This window comes from Kitasatospora sp. NPDC001603, from assembly GCF_040298365.1.
Lineage (GTDB): Bacteria > Actinomycetota > Actinomycetes > Streptomycetales > Streptomycetaceae > Kitasatospora.
On the sequence record NZ_JBEPAA010000023.1, the window covers coordinates 39427 to 61213 of the forward strand.

General features: G+C 74.7%; 19 protein-coding genes and 1 tRNA gene. 6 read left to right on the plus strand and 14 right to left on the minus strand.

Translation table 11 applies throughout. From position 1 onward, the window contains the following. Positions 1–69: 69 nt before the first annotated feature. Entirely contained in the window at positions 70–975 is a 906-nt protein-coding gene (locus ABT263_RS16885; RefSeq protein ID WP_352291179.1) for a sigma-70 family RNA polymerase sigma factor, read from the minus strand. Between the two features lie 99 nt (positions 976–1074). On the opposite strand from ABT263_RS16885, the gene ABT263_RS16890 reads away from it, so the two are divergent. Beyond that, on the plus strand, positions 1075–1536 hold the full coding sequence (locus ABT263_RS16890; protein WP_352291180.1) for a carboxymuconolactone decarboxylase family protein: 462 nt from the start codon (positions 1075–1077) through the stop codon (positions 1534–1536). 138 nt (positions 1537–1674) lie between these two features. Further along, complete coding sequence (gene pdxR, locus ABT263_RS16895; RefSeq protein WP_352291181.1) at positions 1675–3123, plus strand: MocR-like pyridoxine biosynthesis transcription factor PdxR; 1449 nt, start codon at positions 1675–1677, stop codon at positions 3121–3123. A gap of 41 nt (positions 3124–3164) precedes the next feature. Here pdxR and ABT263_RS16900 read toward each other — a convergent pair whose 3' ends face one another. From ABT263_RS16900 to ABT263_RS16940, 9 genes are all read right to left on the minus strand, one after another. After that, positions 3165–3356 (minus strand): DUF6126 family protein, encoded by a 192-nt coding sequence (locus ABT263_RS16900; RefSeq protein ID WP_352291182.1) that lies wholly within the window; start codon positions 3354–3356, stop codon positions 3165–3167. A gap of 32 nt (positions 3357–3388) precedes the next feature. Then, positions 3389–4024, minus strand: a complete 636-nt coding sequence (locus tag ABT263_RS16905; RefSeq protein ID WP_352291183.1) for a helix-turn-helix domain-containing protein — start codon at positions 4022–4024, stop codon at positions 3389–3391. A gap of 92 nt (positions 4025–4116) precedes the next feature. Further along, positions 4117–5829, minus strand: coding sequence for a pyruvate dehydrogenase (locus ABT263_RS16910; protein ID WP_396491268.1), 1713 nt, complete (start codon positions 5827–5829; stop codon positions 4117–4119). 132 nt (positions 5830–5961) lie between these two features. Further along, positions 5962–8370, minus strand: coding sequence for a glycoside hydrolase family 65 protein (locus ABT263_RS16915; protein WP_352291184.1), 2409 nt, complete (start codon positions 8368–8370; stop codon positions 5962–5964). After that, positions 8367–9116, minus strand: coding sequence for an HAD family hydrolase (locus tag ABT263_RS16920; RefSeq protein ID WP_329489038.1), 750 nt, complete (start codon positions 9114–9116; stop codon positions 8367–8369). Before ABT263_RS16920 ends, ABT263_RS16915 begins: the two co-directional genes overlap by 4 nt. Before the next feature lie 167 nt (positions 9117–9283). Next, positions 9284–10069, minus strand: coding sequence for a VOC family protein (locus tag ABT263_RS16925; RefSeq protein ID WP_352291185.1), 786 nt, complete (start codon positions 10067–10069; stop codon positions 9284–9286). 236 nt (positions 10070–10305) lie between these two features. Next, positions 10306–12057 (minus strand): LCP family protein, encoded by a 1752-nt coding sequence (locus ABT263_RS16930; protein WP_352291186.1) that lies wholly within the window; start codon positions 12055–12057, stop codon positions 10306–10308. A 436-nt stretch (positions 12058–12493) separates the two neighbouring features. After that, a tRNA-Lys gene (locus tag ABT263_RS16935) sits at positions 12494–12566 on the minus strand. Between the two features lie 87 nt (positions 12567–12653). Continuing rightward, positions 12654–13388, minus strand: coding sequence for a nucleotidyltransferase domain-containing protein (locus ABT263_RS16940; RefSeq protein ID WP_352291187.1), 735 nt, complete (start codon positions 13386–13388; stop codon positions 12654–12656). A gap of 127 nt (positions 13389–13515) precedes the next feature. Between ABT263_RS16940 and ABT263_RS16945 the strand changes: the two genes are divergently transcribed. Together ABT263_RS16945 and ABT263_RS16950 are read left to right on the plus strand one after the other, a co-directional pair. Further along, positions 13516–14292: an SDR family oxidoreductase gene (locus ABT263_RS16945; RefSeq protein WP_352291188.1), complete on the plus strand. Its 777-nt coding sequence runs from the start codon at positions 13516–13518 to the stop codon at positions 14290–14292. A gap of 56 nt (positions 14293–14348) precedes the next feature. Next, on the plus strand, positions 14349–15077 hold the full coding sequence (locus ABT263_RS16950) for a tyrosine-protein phosphatase (RefSeq protein ID WP_352291189.1): 729 nt from the start codon (positions 14349–14351) through the stop codon (positions 15075–15077). 42 nt (positions 15078–15119) lie between these two features. On the opposite strand, the gene ABT263_RS16955 is transcribed toward ABT263_RS16950, so the two are convergent. Beyond that, positions 15120–15566 (minus strand): RICIN domain-containing protein, encoded by a 447-nt coding sequence (locus ABT263_RS16955; RefSeq protein ID WP_352291190.1) that lies wholly within the window; start codon positions 15564–15566, stop codon positions 15120–15122. 139 nt (positions 15567–15705) lie between these two features. Between ABT263_RS16955 and ABT263_RS16960 the strand changes: the two genes are divergently transcribed. Beyond that, on the plus strand, positions 15706–16827 hold the full coding sequence (locus ABT263_RS16960) for a hypothetical protein (RefSeq protein WP_352291191.1): 1122 nt from the start codon (positions 15706–15708) through the stop codon (positions 16825–16827). A gap of 158 nt (positions 16828–16985) precedes the next feature. Next, positions 16986–17321, plus strand: a complete 336-nt coding sequence (locus ABT263_RS16965) for a hypothetical protein (RefSeq protein ID WP_352291192.1) — start codon at positions 16986–16988, stop codon at positions 17319–17321. A gap of 34 nt (positions 17322–17355) precedes the next feature. On the opposite strand, the gene ABT263_RS16970 is transcribed toward ABT263_RS16965, so the two are convergent. The 3 genes from ABT263_RS16970 to ABT263_RS16980 form a co-directional block, all read right to left on the minus strand. Continuing rightward, on the minus strand, positions 17356–18204 hold the full coding sequence (locus ABT263_RS16970) for a TIGR02452 family protein (RefSeq protein WP_352291193.1): 849 nt from the start codon (positions 18202–18204) through the stop codon (positions 17356–17358). Between the two features lie 155 nt (positions 18205–18359). Further along, positions 18360–20702, minus strand: coding sequence for a DEAD/DEAH box helicase (locus ABT263_RS16975; RefSeq protein WP_352291194.1), 2343 nt, complete (start codon positions 20700–20702; stop codon positions 18360–18362). 195 nt (positions 20703–20897) lie between these two features. Further along, positions 20898–21725: a hypothetical protein gene (locus ABT263_RS16980; protein ID WP_352291195.1), complete on the minus strand. Its 828-nt coding sequence runs from the start codon at positions 21723–21725 to the stop codon at positions 20898–20900. Positions 21726–21787 lie beyond the last annotated feature (62 nt).

The following is a 21787-nucleotide window of genomic DNA, read 5'->3' on the forward strand; positions in this document are numbered from 1 at the left end:
GTTCCGGCCGGGGCGGCGGGCGCGTGGGTGCGCCCGCCGCCCCGGCCGACCGCTCAGCCGCTCAGCCGCTCAGCCGCCGAGGATCGGCCCCAGGTCGATCCGGGCCAGCCGCTCCGGATCGGTGAGGATGTCGAGCGCGGTGACCCGGCCGTCCCGGATGGTGAACGCCATGAGCGACAGCGGCTTGCCGTCCGCGAAGGACAGCACCCCGGGCGCGCCGTTGACGAGCACCGGGCGGGCGTTCTCGGCGAAGCGGGCGAAGGTGATCGCCTGCGAGGCGACCTCGGCCGCACCGCGGCGCAGCGTGCTCGGCCGCAGGGCGCCGCCGTCCGAGCGGGCCACGATCCCGGGGTCGAGCAGCGCGAGGAGGGCGTCGAAGTCGCCGCCGCGCGCGGCGCTGAGGAAGGCGTCCACCACCTCGCGGCGGCGGTTCAGATCGCCGTCCTGGGCGGGCGCGGCGCCCTGGACGCGGCGGCGGGCCCGGCTGGCCAGTTGGCGGGTGGAGGCGGAGGTGCGGCCGAGGATCGGCGCGATCTCGTCGAACGGGACGGCGAACAGGTCGTGCAGGACGAAGGCGAGCCGCTCCGCCGGGGCGAGCGTGTCCAGCACGATCATCAGCGCGATCCCGACCGAGTCGGCCATCAGGAGCTCCTGCTCCGGGTCGACGACGCCGAAGGCGCCGACCACCGGATCGGGCAGCCGGACCGCGCCCACCTGCCCGTCCGGCCCGTCCAGCGGGTCCTCGCGCCGCGCGGTGCGCGAGCGCAGCAGGTCCAGGCAGACCCGGCCGACCACGGTGGTCAGCCAGGCGCCGAGGTTCTGCACGGCGCTGACGTCCGAGCGGTCCAGCTTCAACCACGTCTCCTGGACGGCGTCCTCGGCCTCGCTGAGCGAGCCCAGCATCCGGTAGGCGACCGCCCTCAGTTGGAGCCGGTGCTCCTCGAACTGCCCGGCCAGAAATTCGTTGCCGCTCACCTGTCACATCCCCGTTCCGCGATCCGTCGGTGCAGTGAAGGACGATAACCGGCCCGGCGCGCAAGGCACTCGGGCTCCTGACTCGACGGAGGAAACGCCGTGACCGCTCGGATGAAGAACCCCGCGATGGTCCTGCCCGACGCGATGAAGGGCATCCAGAACATCTACAAGGCCATGTACCAGGGCGGTGTCCCGCCCCAGATCATGGAGCTGGTGCACCTGCGGGCCAGCCAGATCAACGGCTGCTCCGCGTGCGTCTTCGCCGGGGTGACCAACGCGAAGAAGGCCGGTGAGACCGACGAGCGCCTGCACGCCGTCGCCGCCTGGCGCGAGGCCCCCTTCTTCACCGGGGAGGAGCGCGCGGCCCTCGCCCTGACCGAGGCGGCCACCCGGCTGGCCGACCGTTCCGGCCCGGCCGTGCCGGACGCGGTCTGGGACGAGGCCGCCGACCACTTCAACGAGGAGCAGCTCTCCGCGATCATCCTGATGATCGGCCTGACCAACCTCTTCAACCGGCTGAACGCCACCATCCAGGAGCCCGCCGGCGCGACCTGGGGCTGACCGCGGTGCGGGCCCGCGCACCGGCACCGACCGGCGGCGCGGGGGCCGGGGCCGCCGCCCGGCCTCCCGCGGCCACGCGATAATCCCCTACGGACACAACCCGGACGGCACAGCGCCCCGCACGGATCGGCCCTCCCCATGAGCACCACCTCCTGGACCGCGTTCGGCGGCGATCTGCACCTCGACCTCAGCGGCCGGCGCGCCGCCGGGGCCGGCCTGCGGGCGGCCCTGGAGGACGCGCTGCGGGAGGCCGTGCAGGACGGCCGGCTGGCCCCGGGGACGCGCCTGCCCTCCTCCCGGGCGCTCGGCGAGGACCTCGGGATCGCCCGCAACACCGTGGTCGAGGCGTACGGGCAGCTGACCGCCGAGGGGTGGCTCGCCTCGCGGCAGGGCTCGGGCACCACGGTGGCCGGGCGGACCGCCCCGCGGTCCGGCCGTCGCCCGGCCGAGGCGCCGCCCGAGCGCCGGACGGCCCGCCACGACCTGACGCCCGGGCGGCCGGACGTCTCGCTCTTCCCGCGCACCGCCTGGCTGACCGCCGCGCGGCGGGCGCTCGCCACCGCGCCGCACGAGGCCTTCGGCTACGGCAGCCCGCTCGGGCGGATCGAGCTGCGGCAGGCGCTCACCGACTACCTCGCCCGGGTGCGCGGCGTCCGGACCGACCCGGACCACCTGCTGATCTGCTCCGGCTTCACCCAGGGCATCGGCCTGCTCTGCGCCGCCCTGCGCGAGCGCGGTCCGGCCCGGACGCGCGGGACCCGCACCCTGGCGGTCGAGGGCTACGGGCTGCCCCCGCAGCGCGAGATGGTCCGGGCCGCGGGGCTGACCCCGGCGCCGCTGCCGGTGGACTGCGCGGGGGCCCGGACGGACCTGCTCGGCGCCCGGCGGGACGCGGCCGTCCTGCTCACCCCCGCCCACCAGTACCCGACCGGCGCCGCGCTGGCCGCCGAACGCCGGTCGGCGGCCGTCGGCTGGGCCCGCGAGCAGGACGGGTACGTGATCGAGGACGACTACGACGGCGAGTTCCGCTACGACCGGCAGCCGCTCGGGGCGATGCAGGCGCTCGACCCGGAACGGGTGGTGTACGCGGGCACCGCGGCCAAGAGCCTGGCGCCCGGCCTGCGGCTGGCCTGGCTCGCCCTGCCGGACGCCCTGGTCGAGCCGGTGGCCCGGCGGAAGCAGCTGGCGGACACCATGTCCCCCGTGCTGGACCAGCTGACCCTCGCCGAGCTGATCACCTCCGGCACCTACGACCGGCACGTGCGCCGCTGCCGGCTGCACTACCGGCGGCGCCGCGACGCGCTCGTGGCGGCACTGGCCGAACGCGCCCCGCACGTCCGGGTGACGGGCATCGCCGCCGGGCTCCACGCCGTGCTGCAACTGCCGCCCGGGGCGCCGACGGAGGCCGAACTGCTGGCCCGCGCCGGGGCGCTCGACCTGGCCGTCACCGGCCTCTCCTGGCACCTGGCCGACCCGGCGCTCGCCCCGGACGCCTCGCCGGCCCTGGTCGTCGGCTACGCCACGCCGCCCGACCGGCTCTTCCCGGCCGCCCTGGACGCGCTCTGCGAGCTGCTGCGGACGGCCTGACCGGGCAGGTCCGGGGCCGTTGAACAGCCCTACCCCACCGGCTACTTGTTCCGGTTGCCCAACTCGAAGAGCAGCATGATGAAGCCGGCGAAGGCGTGCGTGGCGACCATGTAGATCAGCACCCGGATGCCGACCCGGCGGTTGGCCCACTTGCCGGCGTCGACGGTCTTCGGCGCGACGGGAGCCGCGGCGGCGTCGGCGGTGACGGTGGTGACGGTGGTGGGATCAGCCATGGGAGATCTCCTCCAGGAGGTCCGACGGTGGGTCAGTGCGGGGCTGCGGGGCCGCCGCCGAGGCAGAGTTCGCCGCCGGGGCTCTGCAGCAGGGTGTGCACGAAGAGCAGCTCCACCCCGTCCGCCGAGTCGGCGGCGATGCAGTGCGGGGTGAGCGAGTCGAAGTGCGCGGAGTCGCCCTTGTCGAGCAGGTGGGTGCGGTCGCCGAGGGTCAGCCGCAGCCGGCCCTGCAGGACGTACAGCCACTCCTCACCGGGGTGGACCCGGACCACCGCGTCCTGCACGCCCGGGGGGACGTGCACCCGCAGCGCCTGCATCGCCCGCCCGGGCGCGCCGGCCCGGCGGTAGCCCCAGCCGCCCGCGCGACCGGGGTCGATCGCGCCGCCGCGCACCACCGGGTCCGCCTCGGCCGGGGACTCGCCGAGGAGGCCGGAGACGGAGGTGCCGTAGGCACGGGCGAGTCCGAGCAGGACGGGCAGTGAGGGCTGGCGCCGGCCGGTCTCCAGCCGGGACAGATAAGCTGGGGAGAGTCCGACCCGGGAGGCGGCGACCTCCAGGGTGAGGCGGCTGCCGAGCCGGTGCTCGCGCAGCCTCGCGGCGAGGCCGGCGACCTCCAGGTCGTCGGTCCGGTCGCCGGGGGTGGAGGGGCCGGCTGGGCTGGTGGTCATGTGACCAGTGGACACCCCGCCTGCCGTACGGGCAAGAAACTTGCCTCAGAGGCAAACTGCCCCGCAGCCGCCTCGACGGGGCTGGACCGGCCCTACGGGCGGGGGATGTTCCGCAGGTTGCTCCGGGCCAGGTCGATCATGCGGCCGACCCCGCCGGAGAGCACCGTCCGCCCGGCGGCCAGCGCGAAGCCCTTCAGCTGGGCGGCCGTGATGCGCGGCGGGATGGAGAGCGCGTTGGGGTCGGTGACCACGTCCACCAGCGCCGGACCGGGCCGCTCCAGCGCCTCCGTGAGCACCTCCCGCACCCGCGCCGGGTCGGTCACGCGCTTGGCCGGGATGCCCATCGCCCGGGCGATCCCCGCGTAGTCCACGTCCCCGTTGTCGATCTCCGCCTCGGGGTAGCCGGAGACCAGCATCTCCAGCTTGATCATGCCGAGCGCGCCGTTGTTGAAGACCACCGTCTTCACCGGCAGCCGGTGGCGCACCACCGTGAGCAGTTCGCCGAGCAGCATCGAGAGCCCGCCGTCCCCGGACATCGAGACGACCTGCCGGCCGGGGCAGGCCAGCTGGGCGCCGATCGCGTGCGGCAGCGCGTTGGCCATCGAGCCGTGCAGGAAGGAGCCGATCACCCGGCGGCGGCCGTTGGGCTGGAGGTAGCGGGCGGCCCAGACGTTGTTCATCCCGGTGTCCACGGTGAACACCGCGTCGTCGGCGGCGACTTCGTCCAGCACCGAGGCGACGTACTCGGGGTGGATCGGCAGGTGCTTCTCGATGTCCCGGGTGTAGGCGCCGACCACGTCCTCCAGCGAGCGGCAGTGCTTGTCCAGCAGCTCGTCCAGGAAGGCGCGGTCGTCCCTGGGCTCCAGCAGCGGCAGGACCGCGCGCAGGGTGGCCGAGACGTCGCCGTGGACGGCCAGCTCCAGCGGGGTGCGGCGGCCGAGCCGGGTGGCGTCGTGGTCCACCTGGACGGTGCGGGCCTGCGGGAGGAAGGAGTCGTAGGGGAAGTCGGTGCCGAGCAGCACGACCAGGTCGGCGGAGTGCAGCGCCTCGTGGCAGGCGCCGTAGCCGAGCAGGCCGCTCATGCCGACGTCGAACGGATTGTCGAACTGGATCCATTCCTTGCCGCGCAGGGAGTGCCCGACCGGCGCGTTCAGGGCCTGCGCGACCGCCATCACCTCGGCGTGCGCCCCGCGGACGCCCGCGCCGCAGAACAGGGTGACCTTGCGGGCCCCGTTGAGGGCGCGGGCGAGCGCCCGGACCTGGTCCCAGGGCGGCGCCGCGACCGCCTGCTCGGTGAGGAAGTGGCTGCTGCCGGTCGGCCCGGCGGCCGGCAGCGCGGCGATGTCGCCGGGGAAGGCCAGGACGGAGACGCCGTGCGCGCCCAGCGCGTGCTGGATCGCGATCCGCAGCAGCCGGGGCAGCTGCGCGGGCGTGGACACCGTCTCGCACCAGCTGCTGCAGTCGGTGAACACCCGCTCGGGGTGGGTCTCCTGGAAGAAGCCGGTGCCGATCTGCCCGGACGGGATGTGCGAGGCCAGCGCCAGCACCGGCAGGCCGCTGCGCTGGGCGTCGTACAGGCCCTGGATCAGATGGGTGTTGCCGGGCCCGCAGGAGCCCGCGCAGACGGCCAGCCGCCCGCTCAGCTCGGCCTCGGCGGCCGCCGCGAAGGCGCCGGCCTCCTCGTTGCGGACGTGCACCCAGCTGATCCCCTCGGCCCGGCGGATGGCGTCCACCACCGGGTTGAGGCTGTCCCCCACCACGCCGTAGACCCGCTCCACCCCGGCCTGCCGGAGCACCTCGACCATCTGCTCGGCCACACTCACCACGGGGCGCTCCTTCACCGGCCGCCGGTTGCCACGGGACACCTGCACCCTCCGGCGGAGCGCCCCGCGCCGCACCCCGGCCGGGGCCGAAGGGGTGACGGGCGGGGCCGGGCGTCACTCGGCCGCGAGGTGCTCCGGCCCGGGGCCCAGGGTGCCGCCGATCACCCCGGCCTGCGGCTGGCGCCGGGCCGGCTCGCGGCCCGGCGGCTGGCTGCACCGCTCCTGGGCGGGCGGCACGGTGGTCGGCAGGGTGACCGGCGACCCGACCTTCACCTGCACCCCCTCGCCGTCGTGGCGCAGGTGGATCACCTCGCCGCGGCGCAGCGTGTACGTCGTGCCCGCGTGGGTGATCCGCACCCCGAGCAGCTGGCCGCGCACCATCAGCGAGAAGCTCAGCCGCATCAGCCCGGGTGGCAGCCGGGGCCGGAAGGAGAGTGCCTCGCCGTGGTCCCGCAAGCCGCCGAACCCGGCCACCAGGGCGATGCAGGCCCCGGCCAGCGAGGCCATGTGCAGACCGTCGCCGGTGTTGCCGCCGAGGTCGTGCAGGTCCATCAGGGCGGCTTCGGCGGTGTAGTCGAACGCGAGATCCAGCTGTCCGACCTCGGCCGCGATCACCGCCTGGGTGCAGGCGGACAGCGAGGAGTCGCGGACGGTCAGCCGCTCGTAGTAGGCGAAGTTGCGGGCCTTCTGCTCGTCGGTGAACGCGTCCCCGCGCACCTGCATGGCGAGCACCAGGTCGGCCTGCTTCACCACCTGCTTGCGGTACAGGTCGAAGTACGGATAGTGCAGCAGCAGCGGGTAGTTCTGCGCCGGGGTGTGCTCGAAGTCCCAGACCTGGTGGTCGGTGAAGCCGTCGGCCTGCGGGTGGACGCCGAGGTTCTCGTCGTAGGGGACGAACATCGCGGCGGCGGCGTCCCGCCAGGCGGCGGTCTCCTCGGTGTCCACCCCGAGCGCGGCCGCCTCGTGCGGGTGCCGGGCGGCGGCCTCGGCGGCGGCGCGCAGGTTGCTCTGCGCCATCAGGTTGGTGAACACGTTGTTGTCGGCGACGGCGCTGTACTCGTCCGGCCCGGTGACGCCCTCGATGCGGAAGTTGCCGGCCGCGTCGTGGTGGCCGAGCGAGCGCCACATCCGGGCCGTCTCGACCAGCAGCTCCAGCCCGTACTCGCGCTCGAACTCGACGTCCCCGGTGGCCCGGACGTAGCGGGCGACGGCGGCCGCGATGTCCGCGCCGATGTGGAACGCCGCCGTGCCGGCCGGCCAGTAGCCGGAGCACTCCTCGCCGCGGATCGTCCGCCAGGGGAACACCGCTCCGGCGAGGCCGAGTTGGACCGCGCGCTCGCGGGCCAGCGGCAGCGTGGTGTGCCGCCAGCGCAGCGCCTGGTTGACGGCGCTCGGCAGGCAGTAGGTGAGCACCGGCAGGACGAAGGTCTCGGTGTCCCAGAAGCTGTGCCCGTCGTAGCCCGGGCCGGTCAGCCCCTTGGCGGGGATGGCCCGTTCCTCGCTGCGGGCACCGGCCTGGAGGACGTGGAAGACGGCGAACCGGACGGCCTGCTGGAGCTCGACGTCGCCCTCGACCTCGATGTCGCTGGTCTCCCAGAACTCCTCCAGGAACCCGGCCTGTTCGGTCACCAGGCCGTCCCAGCCGGTGTACCGGGCGGCGGTCAGCGCGGCCTCCACCTGGTCCCGCACGGCGGGCAGCGAGCGGGTCGCGGACCAGCCGTAGGACATGAACTTCACCAGCCGCAGCTTCTCGCCCGGTTCGAGCAGGGTGGTGACGCTGATCCGGCAGTTGTCCGCCTCGGCCTCGGCGACGGTGTCCAGCCGGTCCGGGCCGTCGATGACGTGGTCCATCCCGGCCGCGACCCGGATGCCGCTGTAGCGGGTCCGGTGCACCAGGACGGCCTTGGTGCCGCCCGCGTGGTGCGCCTCGGCGAGCAGCGGCGCCTCCAGCACGGCGGAGGCCCGCGGGTCGCTCTCGGCGCCGCCGGGCAGCTGCTCGTTGGCGACCAGCTCCGACTGCAGGACGATCCGGACCGGACCGTCCACCGCCTCCACGGTGTACTCCACGGCGGCGATCGCCCGCTGGGTGAGGGAGACCAGCCGGGTCGAGTGCACCTTGATGGTCCGACCGGCCGGGGAGGTCCACTCCGCCTCGCGCCGAAGCAGCCCGGTCCGGAAGTCCAACCAGCGCCGGTGGCTGAGCAGTTCGCCGTAGCGCAGGTCGAAGGGCTCGTCGTCCACCAGCAGCCGGATGATCTTGCCGTTGGTCACGTTGATGACGCTCTGGCTGGACTCCGGGTAGCCGTAGCCGCCCTCGCCGTACGGCAGCGGCCGCAGCTCGAAGACGCCGTTCAGATAGGTGCCGGGCAGGCCGTGCGGCTCGCCCTCGTCCAGGTTGGCGCGCAGGCCGATGTGGCCGTTGGAGAGCGCGAAGACGGACTCGGCGCGGGCCATCGCACCCAGGTCGAGGCCCTGTTCGGTGATCTGCCAGGGGTCGACGGCGAAGTTGTCCAGCCCGGTCATGCCGCACCTCCTTCGAGCAGCTCGGCGAGGTCGGCGACGACCACGGTGGCGCCGTGGCGGCGCAGTTCGTCGGCCTGGCCGGTGCGGTCCACGCCCACCACCGTGCCGAAGCCGCCGGCCCGGCCGGAGGCGACCCCGGCGAGCGCGTCCTCGAAGACCGCGGCGTGCGCGGGCTCGACGCCCAGGGCCCGGGCGGCGGCCAGGTAGGTGTCCGGCGCGGGCTTGCCCGGCAGGCCGTCCCGCTTGGCCACCACGCCGTCCACGACCACCTCGAACAGCTCCTCGATGCCGGCGGCGCGCAGCACGTCCCGGCAGTTGGCGCTGGAGGAGACCACCGCGGCGGGCAGCCCGAGCCCGCGCAGCCGCCGCACGTAGGCGACCGAACCGTCGTACGGCTGGACGCCCTGCTCGCGGATCATCCGCAGCACGGTCTCGTTCTTGGCCAGGCTGACGCCGTGCACGGTGCGGGCACCGGGCGGGTCGGCGTCGGTGCCCTCGGGGAGGTCGATGCCCCGGCTGTGCAGGAAGGCCCGAGTGCCGTCGAGTCTCGGGCGGCCGTCGACGTGGGTGTCGTAGTCGGTCACGGCGTCGAAGGGGACGAACTGCCCACCGGTGCGGGCCGCTTCGGCGCGCAGGAAGGCGTCGAAGGTGTCCTTCCAGGCCGCCGCGTGCACCTTGGCGGTCTGAGTGAGCACCCCGTCGAGGTCGAAGAGGAAAGCGCGGATGTCGTCCGGAAGCCCCAGCATGGGTGCAGTCTTACCCGCGAACGCGGGGAAGCCTCCCATTCCCGGCGGCGCGTCGCGGGAACGGGAGGCTTCCGGGGGCGCCGCGGATACGGGGCGCTACAGCTTGGTTACGGCGCGGTGAGCTACGCCGTGACTGGCTACGTCGTGACTGGCTATGGCGCGGTGGGCTACGGCGCGGTGGGCGAGGCGATCACCGCGAAGACGGCGCCCTGCGGGTCCTGGACGACCGCCATCCGCCCGGCCGCCATGTCGAACGGCGGCTGGAGCACCGAACCGCCGCCCCTGACCAGGGCGTCCACGGTGGAGTCGGTGTCGTCCACCGAGAAGTAGGTCAGCCAGTGCGGGGGCGTGCCGGGCGGCAGGTAGTCCGGGAGCCGCTGCATGCCGCCCACCGAGCGGTCGCCGACACTCAGCGAGTAGTACCCCTCCACGCTCTCCAGGGCGGCCGGGCTCAGGCCCAGCGCCCGCTGGTAGAACGCCCCGGCCGCGTCGGTGTCGGTGGTGTTGAGCTCGTTCCAGACCAGCGCGCCGGGCTCGTTCACGACGCCCGCGCCGATGAAGTCGACCTTCTGCCAGACGCCGAACACCCCGCCGGTCGGGTCCGCCGCGACCAGCATCCGGCCGACGGTGCCGACGTCCATCACCGGGTACAGGATCGTGCCGCCGCTCTCGGCGACGGACCGGGCGGTGGCGTCGGCGTCGTCCGAGGCCAGGTAGGTGGTCCAGCCGACGGGCGGGAGGGGCTGGCCCTCGGGCGCCGTCTGCGCCATGATCCCGGCCACCGGCTTCCCGTTCAGCGCGCACACGGCGTAGCCGCCGAACTCGGGCGGGCCGACCTCCCCCTGCCAGCCGAACAGGTCGCGGTAGAAGTCGAGGGCGGCCTGCTGGTCGCTCGCCATCAGGTCGATCCAGCACGGGGTGCCGGGCGCGTACGGAGCGGTCACTTCGGGCATTGCTGGGCCTCCGGGAGTACGGGTTCCTCGTCCTCCGCCACGACCGGCCGGGGTGCCCAGTGGCCCGGGCCCGGGCCGCGACGCGGGCGGGGGCCCGGGCGGCGGCGCGACCGGCGGGCGGTACACCGCCCACCTTCACCGGGCCACCGCGATCCCGCCACCGGACGGCGACCCGGCGGGCCACCCGGACGCGGGCGGCGGAAGGGGGCCGCCACGCGCACCGACCGCCGGTCGGGTCAGCCGTAGGAGACGTCGGCGCAGATGTCCTCGTCCGCCGAGCGGGCGTCGTTGGTCACGCTGGTGGGCAGCGGGGCCGGCACCGAGGGAGCGGCCGCGGCGGCACCGGGGGCGGCCGCGCCACCGCCGTTCGCCGCCGCGAAGTCCTTGCCGACGATCACGGTGATGCCGGCCGACTTGGCCGCCTCGACGGTGGCCCCCGGGAACAGCTCGGCGACCTTCTCGGCGTTGGCCTTCTGCCCGGAGCCGTACTCGATCATCGTGGTCGCGTACTTGGTGCTGGCCGCCGGGCCGGCCTTGGTGGCGGTGAACTTGGCCGCCTTGAGCGCCTCGCTCGCCTTGCCGTCCAGCCCGGTGGTGGTGGTGCCGTTGTAGACGGACACCTTGACCGCGGCGTTGCCCGCGTCGGAGGCCGCGGCGGGCGGCGTGGTCGGCGCCGCCGGAGCGCTCGGCGAGCCGGCGTCGGTCGGTGCGGCCGGCGCGTCGGTCTGCTGGCCGGTGGCGTTCTGACCGTCGATGGTCCGGTCGGCCTTGAGGGCGTCCCAGAGCTTGTTGGCGTCCGGCTGGATGATGTCGATGTTCTTGTCCTGGGTGCGGTAGCGCCAGGGCAGCGTCACGAACTTGAGCTCGTGCATGTCGATGTTCTTCAGCGAGAGGCCGAAGGAGAGCAGCTTGTCGGCGGAGCCGAGGCCCGGGTCCACGGTCATCGACTTGGTGGCGGCGTCCGCGAGCGGGAGCAGCGTGGTGGGGTTGAGGCCCTGGCTCTTGATGCTGGAGGCGAGCGAGCCGAGGAAGGCCTGCTGCCGCTTCATCCGGCCGATGTCGGAGCCGTCCCCGATGCCGTAGCGCAGCCGGACGAAGTTCAGCGCCTGCTGGCCCTCGACCTTCTGCTTGCCCTGCGGCAGGACGACGGCGCCCTTCTTGGGGAGCTTGGGGTTGATGTCGTTCTCGTAGATCGGCTTCGGCAGGCAGACGTCGACCCCGTTGACGGCCTTCGTCATCGCGGAGAAGCCCTGGAAGTCCACCACGATGGTGTGGTCCACCCGGATGCCGGTGAGCTTCTCCACCGTGTTCTGGGTGCAGGCGGGGTTGCCGTCGTCGCTCTCGCCCTTCGAGAACGCCGCGTTGAACAGGTCGCTGGTGGCGGCCTTGGTCCACTTGCCGTCCGGCAGCTTGCAGGACGGGATCGCCACCATGGCGTTGCGGGGGATGGAGATCCCGACGGCGTGCTTGTGGTCCGCGTAGACGTGCAGCAGGATCGTGGTGTCCGAGCGGGCGCCGCCGTCCTCGCCGCCGCCCAGGTCGGCGTTGTTCTTGCCGCGGCTGTCCGAGCCGATCAGCAGGACGTTGACCGGCTTGTTGCCGTCCGCGTCGGCCTGCGCCTCCGGCGGCCGGTCGCCGGCTATCGCGTCCGCGTCGAAGGTCTTGATGTTGGCGTTGAGCTTGAGGTAGATCGCACCGCCCGCGCCGGCCATCAGCACCAGCACACCGGCCGCCGACCAGGCGACGATCTTCTTCACGTTCTTCTTCGGCTTGCGGCTGTTGCGGGCCGCCGCCCGGCCGCCGCCGGCCGCGGCCCCGCCGGCACCGGCCGCGCCGGCCGCCCGGCCGCCCTTGCCCTGCGCCGCGCGCCGCGCCTGCGCCCGGCCCCCGGCCCGCGGCTGCGGCACCCCGCCGTCGCCGCCCTCGGCCGTGAGCGCGCCGGGCGCGTCGTCACCACGAGCCGGGCCCTCGCCCCACTGACCTGACATCCGTGTACCTTTCACCGGCCGACGCGACGCCCCACGACCGGGCACTCCGCATACAAGAAGGACGGTCCGGGCCGCCCCCAGGTTGCACATACGAAGGTCGTAATGACCGACGAACGCCCCCGCGACCCTTCCCACCCCGTCCCCCGGAGCCCCCGCAGGCACCACAAGCCCCTGTCGGAGCATACAAGCCGGTCGTATTATTCCAGCCGCCTCGCCCACCCCCGCCCCCCGACCAGGACCCCACCCCCATCTCCCCCGGCCCCCACGGCACTTCGGCCGAACGCCCGACCCCCACCACCCGTCCGGGCTGGACCGCGAACCCCTGACGCACACTCACCCGCGCACCGGGCGGCGAGTCGCCCCGCCCGCCCGGCGGCCCGCTGCCGGAAACCCGAAAGGCCCCGGTCAGACGGTGTCTGACCGGGGCCTTCACGGGTGGGCCGCCAGGGGCTCGAACCCTGAACCTACGGATTAAAAGTCCGCAGCTCTGCCAATTGAGCTAGCGGCCCGTCGGCCGCCCCGTGCGGGGCGGGCCAGGGCGATCCTACCCGTTGGCGCCCACGCCTCCGCCAGTGGATTGTGCGGACGCGCCGGGCTCAGCGGGCGGCCGGGACGGGTGGGGTGCGGACGAGCGGGGTGTCCTGGGCGGGCGGGGTGTAGTGGACGGCGCGGACGCGGCGGAGCCAGGCCTCGGCGGGGCGCGGGTCCGGCGCCGGGGGGAGGACGCCGGGGCGGGCGAAGCGTTCGGCGGCGGCGGCGAGCAGCGGCTCGGCGGCGGCGGGGTGTTCGGCGATGCGGTCGCCGAGCGCGCGCACCCGCTCCGGGTCGGACAGCCGGACGACGTTCTCGCCCGTCTCGTGGAGCCGGACGCCCTGCTCGGTGAGCCGGACCAGGTGGCGGGCGTGCTTGGCGGCCCGGCGGAGACCGGCCGGGTCCGCGGTGTCCCGGCCGAGCAGCTTGCGGAACTGCTGGTCGGCGTAGCCGAGATAGGAGTTCCGGACGGCCGGGGCGCTCAGGAAGGAGCCGCGGATCGCGATCAGCTCCTCGCCCAGCGGGCTGCGCACTTCGTACAGGTCCGCCGGCAGCCAGACCAGTTCGGAGGCGGTCGGGTTGCAGGTGAGCGCCAGGCGGCACCACTTGGCGGCCTCGTGCAGGGTGGTGTCGGGCTCGGTGGTGACCTGGGACTCCGCCGGGCGGTGCAGGCCGTGGAAGTCCTCGGTCGGCGCGGCGAACAGGCCGAGCCGGTCGACGTCCGAGCCGGCGTGCGCGAAGCCGTACGCGGTCGAGCCGACCACGCCCGCGAGCAGGACGGTGCCGGGTGCGGGGGGCATGAGGTCTCCTCGGGAGTCGCGGCGGTCCGAGGAGTGTGCCCCGCCCGGGCCGCTCGGGGCGAACGAATTCCGGTGCCCCGAACCGGTGTCGGCCGCTCCCGCCGGCCACCGGGGTAGCGTGCGGACCATGGACTCCTCCCTTCCTCCCGCCGCCGACCGCCCCGAGGTCCTCCTGGTCACCGGTGCCGGACGCGGCATCGGCGCGGCCACCGCCCTGCTGGCCGGGCGGCGCGGCTACCGGGTCTGCGTCAACTACCGTGCCGACGAGGCCGCCGCCACCGCCGTGGTGGACGCCGTCCGGGCCGGGGGCGGTACCGCCCTCGCCGTCCGGGCCGACGTCACCCGGACCGCCGAGGTGGAGCGGCTGTTCGCCACCGTGGACGCCGAACTGGGCCCGCTCACCGCCCTGGTGAACAACGCCGGCACGCTGGAGAAGCAGTGCCGGCTGGAGGAGATCGACGAGGACCGGCTGAACCGGATCTGGGCCTCCAACATCACCGGCCCGTTCCTCTGCGCGAAGCAGGCCGTCCGCCGGATGTCCACCCGGTACGGCGGGCGCGGCGGCGCCATCGTCAACGTCTCCTCCGCCGCCTCCCGGCTCGGCTCGCCGAACGAGTACGTGGACTACGCGGCCGCCAAGGGCGCCGTCGACTCGATGACCCGCGGACTCGCCCTGGAGGTCGCCGCCGAGGGCATCCGGGTCAACGCCGTGCGCCCCGGCCTGATCCACACCGACATCCACGCCCTGGGCGGTGAGCCCGGCCGGGTGGACCGGGTCGCGCCCGGGCTGCCGATGCGGCGGGGCGGACGGCCGGAGGAGGTCGCCGAGGCGATCCTCTACCTGCTCTCCCCCGCCGCCTCGTACAGCACGGGCACCTTCCTGGACGTCTCCGGCGGCCGCTGAGACGACGCCGTCCGTTTCCTTCCCCGGCCGCCTCTCCCGCCCGTACGGTGGAGGCCATGACCGACGACCTGCCGGACCGTGAACCCGACCTGCCGTCCGCGTTCCTCGACATCCCCGGCGTGCGCAACTTCCGCGACGCCGGGGGCGTCGGCGCCCTGCGCACGGGCGTGCTCTACCGCTCCGGCTCCTTCCACAACCTCACGCCGGAGGGCGCCCAGCGGCTCAAGGACCTCGGCCTGCGCACCGTGATCGACCTGCGCAGCCCCTTCGAGCTGGCGACCTGGCCCGACCTGCGGTTCGGGCTCGACCACGAGGCGCTCAGCCTCCCCACCCTCCCGGCCAACCGCGAGGACATCGACCGTCCGTGGCCCGAGGACCAGGCCGAGCTCTACCCCTTCATGGCCGAGACCGCCGGCCCCTCGCTGGTCGCCGCGATCCGCCGGCTCGGCACCCCCGGCGGCGTACCGGCCGTCGTGCACTGCGCCGTCGGCAAGGACCGCACCGGTCTGACCATCGCGGTCGTGCAGTCCCTGCTGGGCGCCTCCGACGCCGAGCTGATGGCCGACTTCCTGCTCTCCAACGCCGGCCTCGGCCTGCTCGACGGCCCGACCCCCTACCTCGACGAGACCGGCACCGAACGCGTCTCCCGCCCGATCTCCACCCCGCTCCTGGCCTCGTCCCTCAGCTGGATCCGGGCCCGGCACGGCTCCCTCGCCGACTACCTGCGCGCTCACGGCACCACCGACGAGGAGCTGACCGCCCTCCAGACCAACCTCTCGGCCTGACCGGGCCCTCGGGCCGCCCCGCCGCGGCCCGCGGGGCACCCCCTACCCCTGGCGCTCCAGGCGCCACCACTGCGCGGGCGAGTCGTCGTCCTCGCGCTGTTCGACCGGACTGCCGGGGGCGGTGGCGGTGAGCGGCTTGCCGCTGATGAAGCTGGTCAGGGTGTAGGTGCCCGGAGCGTCGAGGTGGTGTTCGAGGAGCCATTCCTGCGCCCCGAAGGCGTTGGGCGACCACTGCTGGATCAGGACGCCGTCCTCCGGGGAGGCACCGGTGACGTCCAGGCGCTTCCCGCTGGCGGCGTTCTCGACGTGGTACAGGGCGCCACCCGGGTGGACGGCGCCGAACCGCCAGAGCTGGGCCTCGGAGCCGCTCTCCGCTCCGAGGACGACCTTGGCACCGCTGCGGCGGCTCCCGTCGGCGACCTCCAGCAGCAGCCCGCTGCCGACGTTGCGCACCCGGTAGAGGCCGTCCGTGATCACGTGGTCAGTCACGCCGGCAGTCTCTCACCGGGGCGGCCGCCCCCGTGCCCGACGGCTCGGCCGGGCAGTCCCGACGGCCGACCGGGCCGGTGGGCGGCTCGTCGCCCCCCGGTAGCGGGCCACCACCGGGCGGGCGCCTATGCTGCGGCGAATGGTGTCCGACCGCATTCCCCCGCACGACGGCTCCCCGGATCCGTCGGACCGTCAGCAACCCGCCCTCGACCGGGCGACGGCCGACCTGGAGGCGGCCGTCGCGGCCGGCGACGACGAGCGGGTGGCGGCCGCGTTCCAACGGCTCGGCGGGCTGCTGGGCCCGGCCGGCGAGGCCGAGTCGGCGGCGGTCGGCCCCCGGCTGGCGGCGCTGCTCCCGGAGCTGCCACCGTTCCCCCGGGCGCGGCTGGCGATGATGGTGGGCGCCTGCGTCGAGCGCGGCGCCGACCCGGTGGCCTGCGCCGGACAGGTGCTGGCGGGCCTGCGCGAAGCGCTGAGCGGCGCGCTGCTGCTGGTCGAGCGCTGGGCCGAGACCGGCGGCGGCGACCTGCCCGACCCGGACGAGGACGACCCGGCCCTGGCGCACGCCCGGATCGAGGACCCGGACCGGCCGGGCGAGTGGCACGCCCACCGGGCGGTGATCGGCTGGTGGACGCTCCACCTGTGGCAGATGGCCTCGTTCGCGGTCTGCACCCACGCGGCCGTCCGCACCGCGGCCCGGGCCGACGGCGTGACGGACGTCCTGCTCGAACTGATCGACCGCTACGGCGAGGGACAGCACGACCTCAATGGCCTGACCCACCTGGCGAAGACGCTCGACGACGAGCCGCTGCTGGTGCTGGACCGCCCGAGCGGTACCGGCTACCTGCTGCGGATGGACGGTCTGACCGACAACTTCCAGTTGCACACGCTGCTCGCCGACGTGCTGATCGGCGGCGGACACCTGCCCGGCTCCCCGCCGGACCCGGAGGCCGTCGCGCTCAGCCGGACCGAGGAGCTGGACGGGCGCCGCCGGGTCACCGCGTACGGCTCGTTCAACCTGGTCGCGCCCGACGGGACGTGGATCTGGAACGAGGGCACGCCGAGCGACATCCCGGTGGTGGACGGCTTCCGCACCCTGGTGCTGGAGCCGCAGGCGTACGAGCGCAGTTGGTCGGCGGGCCGGTACATCCAGCAGGTGCCGGGGGACCTCCGGCTGGAGCGGGTGCTGGCACCGGCCGAGGCCGCGGACCGGCTCTCCCGGGCGGCGCGGGCACTGCCGTTCGAGGAGGCCTTCCGGTAGCCGTCCGGGCGGCCCCACCCGGTAGGAGCGCCCGTCGGCCCGGAGCCGGGCCGGGTGGGAGCCGGGCCGGGCTGGAGCCGGGCCGGTTTCGAGCCGGGGCCGGGAGTCCGGCGGGTTAGGGTCGGACGATCCGAGGATGCCGAGGAGTGGAGTCGACGATGGCGAGGATCCCGAACGTGCTCTCGACCGCCGCGCCCGCCGCGCTGACCGCGGCGAGCGGCCTGGTCGGCGGCTACGGCGTCGCCCGGTGGACCGGCCGGCGCGAACTGGGCGGTGCCGTCCTGGCCGTGGCCGGGGCGGGCGCCGCCGCGCAGTGGCACCGCAGCTCGGGCGCGGCCACCGCCGCCGCCCTGACCGGCCTCTACGTGGCGGCCTTCGGCGGCTCGCATCCGCTGGCGAAGAGGATCGGCGCCTGGCCGTCCGTCCTCGCCGTCACCGGCGTGGTCGCCGCCGCCTCGACCGCCGCGAGCGTGCTGGGCTCCCGCCGGAGCTGAGCCGGCCCGCCCGGACCCCGGTGGCGGCCGCCCGTCAGCCGGCCACCGCGCCGAACCTGGCCTCGAAAGCGGCCCGGTTCGGCGAGACGGGCGTGCGGTCCCAGACCGCGAACACGACCCGCTCGAAGGCCGCGCCGTACTGCGCCAGCGCCCCCTCGAAGGCCTCCGCCACCTGTGCCGGGTCGTTGCCGAACACCCCGCAGCCCCAGGCCCCCAGCACCAGCGCGCGCACCTCGTGCCGGGCCGCCGCCGCGAGCACCCGGACCGCCCGCTCGGCGAGCACGCCCCGGACGTCCACCTCCGCCGAACGCCGTGCCAACTGGCCGGCGTTGGGCGCCGGCGAGGTCAGGAACGTCACCGGGTAGGGCTCTGCCAGCAGCTCGCCGTCCCCGCCCCGGATCACCGGCACGTCGGGCGAGACGATCACCCGGTGGCTGTACCGCAGGTCGTCACTGGCGCGGTGCGCCGCGTAGTAGTCCGGGGCCTCGCGCAGGCAGGTGTACAGCAGGGCGCTGCGGCAGAGGTCCTCCTCCTGGGCCCGGGCGCCGCGCAGATAGCCGCCGCCCGGGTTGCGCGCCGAGGCGAAGTTGAGCACCCCGACCCGGCCCGCACCGGCCGCCACCAGGCGCCGGGCGGCCGCGATGCTGCCCTCGGCCGTCACCTCGACGGCCGCCGCCCCCGACGCCGCCGGGGCCGGACCGGGCCCGGGCGCCGCCGCCCGCAGCAGCTCGTCCAGCGTCTGCGGCCGGTACGACACCGTCCCCGCCCTGGCCGCCGCCAGTCGCTCCGTCACCTGGACGAGCTCGCCCCCGGCTGCCCGGTAGCTCCCCCGCTCGGCGATCTCCTCGTTCACCACCGCCACGCCATGCAGTCTGCTGCTCATGTCGGTGACCGTAAGGGACGGGGCCGCCCGCGTGCCACCGGTTATTCTCACCAGCAGAACAACGCGGCGACCGGCGGGCGGGGGAACGCGGACGGGCCCGCCCCACCGAAGTGGAGCGGGCCCGTCGGGCGTCGGCGCGGTCGCGCTACGCGGGGTCAGTTCTTCCAGCGCGGCTTGCGGTCGTCGCGGTTGAAGCCACCGGAGTTGAAGCCGCCGGAGCGGCCACCGCGGTCGTCGCCGCGGTCACGGTTGAAGCCGCCGGAGGCCTGCGGGCGGCCACCGGAGCGGTGGTCGTCACGGCGGGAGAACGGACGGCTGCTGCTGCCGGCGGCGCCACGCTCGTCGCGGTCACGGCCGAAGGCCGGGCGGTCACCGAAGGTGCGGGCCGGACGGTCGCCGAAGGAGCGGCCACCGCGGTCGTCGCGGTCACGGTTGAAGCCACCGCCGCGGTTGTCACGGTCGCCGAAGGAGCGGCCACCGCGGTCGTCACGGTTGAAGCCACCGGAGCCACCGCCGCGGTTGTCACGGTCACCGAAGGAGCGGCCGCCACGGTCGTCACGGTTGAAGCCACCGGAGCGGCCGCCGCGGTCGTCACGGTCACGGTTGAAGCCACCGCCACGGTTGTCACGGTCGCCGAAGGAACGGCCACCGCGGTCGTCACGGTTGAAGCCACCGGAGCCACCGCCGCGGTTGTCACGGTCACCGAAGGAGCGGCCGCCGCGGTCGTCACGGTTGAAGCCACCGGAGCGGCCACCACGGTCGTCACGGTCACGGTTGAAGCCACCGCCACGGTTGTCACGGTCGCCGAAGGAACGGCCACCGCGGTCGTCACGGTCACGGTTGTACGCCGGGCGCTCGGTGCGCGCCTCGCGGTAGGACGGGGCCCGCTCCTCGGTCACGGCGGCGGCCGGGGCGGCCGTCTCCGCGGGAACCTCGGCGGCCTCGGCGGTCTCGACGATCTCGGCCTCGGCGGCGGGCGCCTCGTCCTCGATGCCCAGGTCGGCCCGCTCGCGCGCGGCGCGGGCGGCCAGGCGGTCGGCCTCCTCGCGCAGCTCGGTGGCGCGGCGCTGCGCGCGCTCCAGCTGGCGGGTCATGTCGGCGAGCTCGCGCTCGGCGGCACCGGCGATGCCGGCGGCGCTCTCGGCCTGGACCTCGATCAGCGAACGGGCGCCGGTGATCTTGGCGACCTCGGCGTCGAAGGCGTGGTCGAGGATGTGGCGCGAGGCGTCGACGCCCGCGTCCTCCATCAGGCGGAACACGCCACGGCGCTGGTGCGGCAGCACCAGGGTGACGACGGCGCCGGAGCGGCCGGCGCGGGCGGTGCGGCCGGAGCGGTGCAGGTAGTCCTTGTGGTCACCGGCCGGGTCCACGTTCAGGACCAGGTCGATGCCGTCGACGTGGATGCCGCGGGCGGCGACGTCGGTCGCGACGACGACGTTGACGTAGCCGTCCTTGAAGTCGCCGAGGACGCGGGTACGGGCGCCCTGGGTCATGCCGCCGTGCAGCGCGTCGGCCTTCACGCCGGCCTCGATGAGCTGCTCGGCGACGCGGTCGGCGCCCATCTGGGTGCGGACGAAGATGATCGTGCGGCCCTTGCGGGCGGCGATCGCGTTGGTGATCGGCGCCTTGTCCTTGGGCTTCACCACGAGGATGTGGTGGGTCATGGTGGTGACCGCGCCGGCCGACGGGTCGACCTCGTGGGTGACCGGGTTCTTCAGGTAGCGCTTGACCAGGGTGTCGATCTCGTTCTCCAGGGTGGCGGAGAACAGCAGGCGCTGGCCGCCGGCCGGCACCTGGTCGAGGATCTCGGTGACCTCGGGCAGGAAGCCCATGTCGGCCATCTGGTCGGCCTCGTCGAGCACGACGGTCTTGACCTCGCCCAGCTTGGCGCTGCCGCGGTTCAGCAGGTCGCGCAGGCGGCCCGGGGTGGCGACGAGGACGTCGACGCCGCGCTCCAGCGCGTAGATCTGGTTCGACATCGAGGTGCCGCCGCAGACGACCTTGAGCTTGAGGCCGAGCACCGAGCCGAACGGCTCCAGCGCGTCGGCGACCTGCATGGCCAGCTCGCGGGTCGGGACGAGGATCAGGCCGCGCGGGTGCTTGGGCTTGGTGCGCTCGCCGCCGGCGAGGCGGGTCAGCAGCGGCAGGCCGAAGCTGAGGGTCTTGCCGGAGCCGGTACGGCCGCGGCCCAGCACGTCCTTGCCGGCCAGCGCGTCCGGGATGGTCGCGGCCTGGATCGGGAACGGGGTGGTGACGCCGCGCTTGGCGAGGGCGCGCACGACGTCGTCGTGCAGGCCCAGGTCGCCGAAGGTGATGGTGGGCTCGGCGGCCTCGGCGCTCTCCTCGGCCGCGGCCTCGTCGGCGGCGTCCTGGTCGGCGGTGGGGTCGAGGTCCTGGTCGGCGTCGATCAGCTCGACCTCGGGGGCATCGACGAGGGTGACATCGGCGGCGGACTCGCTCGCGGGCATGGCGAAGCGGGCGTCGTCAACGAGAGACATGCAAAACCTTCCGGAAGTGGCACGCGCCAAAGTCCGGGTTCTGTTTCACAACCGCCTCTATGCGGTCAGCCACGGATCGCCGGTACGCGCCAAGGGCGCCAGATGGGAATTAGGGCGCCAGTCAAATGAATCAAACGAACGATCTACCACCATAGGGGAACCTCGGGATCAAAGGCAAATGCACTGGCCAGCGCGCTAGTGGCCGCCCGAAGCGGCGCTCGGGGCCGAAGATCCGGAGTTGCCGGGCGTGGGCTCGGGCGTCGGCGTGGCGGGCGGGGCGGGGGTGACCGGGCTCGGATCGGGGGAGGCCGACGGCCGGACGGTCGGGGTCGCCGCCGGCGGGGTCGCGGCGCCGCCGCCGGAGCGTCCGTCCCCGGTGCCGCCGGTGGAACCGCCGCTGCCGGTGCCTCCGGCCGCCCCCGCACCGCCTGTGCCACCCGTACCGGCCGCCGCCCCGCCGACCGAGGTACCGGTACCCGGTTGGGGTGCGCTACTGGCGTTCACGCCCCCGGCATCACCGTTCGCGCCCGGCGCGTCCTGCCCGGGGACGGCTCCCGGGGCCTCCTCCGCACCGGCGGCCGCACCGTTCGCGCCCGAGGACGCCCCGCCCGCCGCCGCGGTCTGGCCCGCTCCCGGCGTGCTCCCGGGCTGCGCGCTCCCGGAACGCTCCGGCCGCCCGGACGCGCCACCCTGGCGGACGCCGGCCGGCGTGGCCGACGCGCCGCCCGCCGGCTTGCCCACCGTCCCGGCCTGCCCGACCGGGACGGTGCCGTGCTTCTCGTCCGCGCCCGGTCCGACCGACATGCACCCGGTCAGGCCCAGTCCGGCCACCGCCAGCACCGCCGCCGCGCGCACCACGCCGTCGCGCACCGCCACCGCCCTGGGCTTGCGCTCCGGCGCCTGCCGGACCACCACGGCCCGCACCACGACCGGCCGGTCGACCGCCGGACGGACCACCGGCGCCCGACCGGCAGAACGTTCCTCCTGAGCACCCACCTCGCGCACCGAACGCATCGCCGCCACCGAGCTCCCTCTTCCACTGCCCCACCCGGGCCCGGGCCGCCGCCGTCGCGCGCGGCACTTTC

Coding starts and splice junctions, on each gene's coding strand:
- ABT263_RS16940 (WP_352291187.1), bottom strand. CDS start 13,388: ATGCCCCCCGCACCCGGCACCGTCCTGCTCGCGGGCGTGGTCGGCTCG.
- ABT263_RS16920 (WP_329489038.1), bottom strand. CDS start 9,116: ATGCTGGGGCTTCCGGACGACATCCGCGCTTTCCTCTTCGACCTCGAC.
- pdxR (WP_352291181.1), top strand. CDS start 1,675: ATGAGCACCACCTCCTGGACCGCGTTCGGCGGCGATCTGCACCTCGAC.
- ABT263_RS16900 (WP_352291182.1), bottom strand. CDS start 3,356: ATGGCTGATCCCACCACCGTCACCACCGTCACCGCCGACGCCGCCGCG.
- ABT263_RS16975 (WP_352291194.1), bottom strand. CDS start 20,702: ATGTCTCTCGTTGACGACGCCCGCTTCGCCATGCCCGCGAGCGAGTCC.
- ABT263_RS16970 (WP_352291193.1), bottom strand. CDS start 18,204: ATGAGCAGCAGACTGCATGGCGTGGCGGTGGTGAACGAGGAGATCGCC.
- ABT263_RS16965 (WP_352291192.1), top strand. CDS start 16,986: ATGGCGAGGATCCCGAACGTGCTCTCGACCGCCGCGCCCGCCGCGCTG.
- ABT263_RS16950 (WP_352291189.1), top strand. CDS start 14,349: ATGACCGACGACCTGCCGGACCGTGAACCCGACCTGCCGTCCGCGTTC.
- ABT263_RS16945 (WP_352291188.1), top strand. CDS start 13,516: ATGGACTCCTCCCTTCCTCCCGCCGCCGACCGCCCCGAGGTCCTCCTG.
- ABT263_RS16960 (WP_352291191.1), top strand. CDS start 15,706: ATGGTGTCCGACCGCATTCCCCCGCACGACGGCTCCCCGGATCCGTCG.
- ABT263_RS16930 (WP_352291186.1), bottom strand. CDS start 12,057: ATGTCAGGTCAGTGGGGCGAGGGCCCGGCTCGTGGTGACGACGCGCCC.
- ABT263_RS16910 (WP_396491268.1), bottom strand. CDS start 5,829: ATGGTCGAGGTGCTCCGGCAGGCCGGGGTGGAGCGGGTCTACGGCGTG.
- ABT263_RS16925 (WP_352291185.1), bottom strand. CDS start 10,069: ATGCCCGAAGTGACCGCTCCGTACGCGCCCGGCACCCCGTGCTGGATC.
- ABT263_RS16905 (WP_352291183.1), bottom strand. CDS start 4,024: ATGACCACCAGCCCAGCCGGCCCCTCCACCCCCGGCGACCGGACCGAC.
- ABT263_RS16915 (WP_352291184.1), bottom strand. CDS start 8,370: ATGACCGGGCTGGACAACTTCGCCGTCGACCCCTGGCAGATCACCGAA.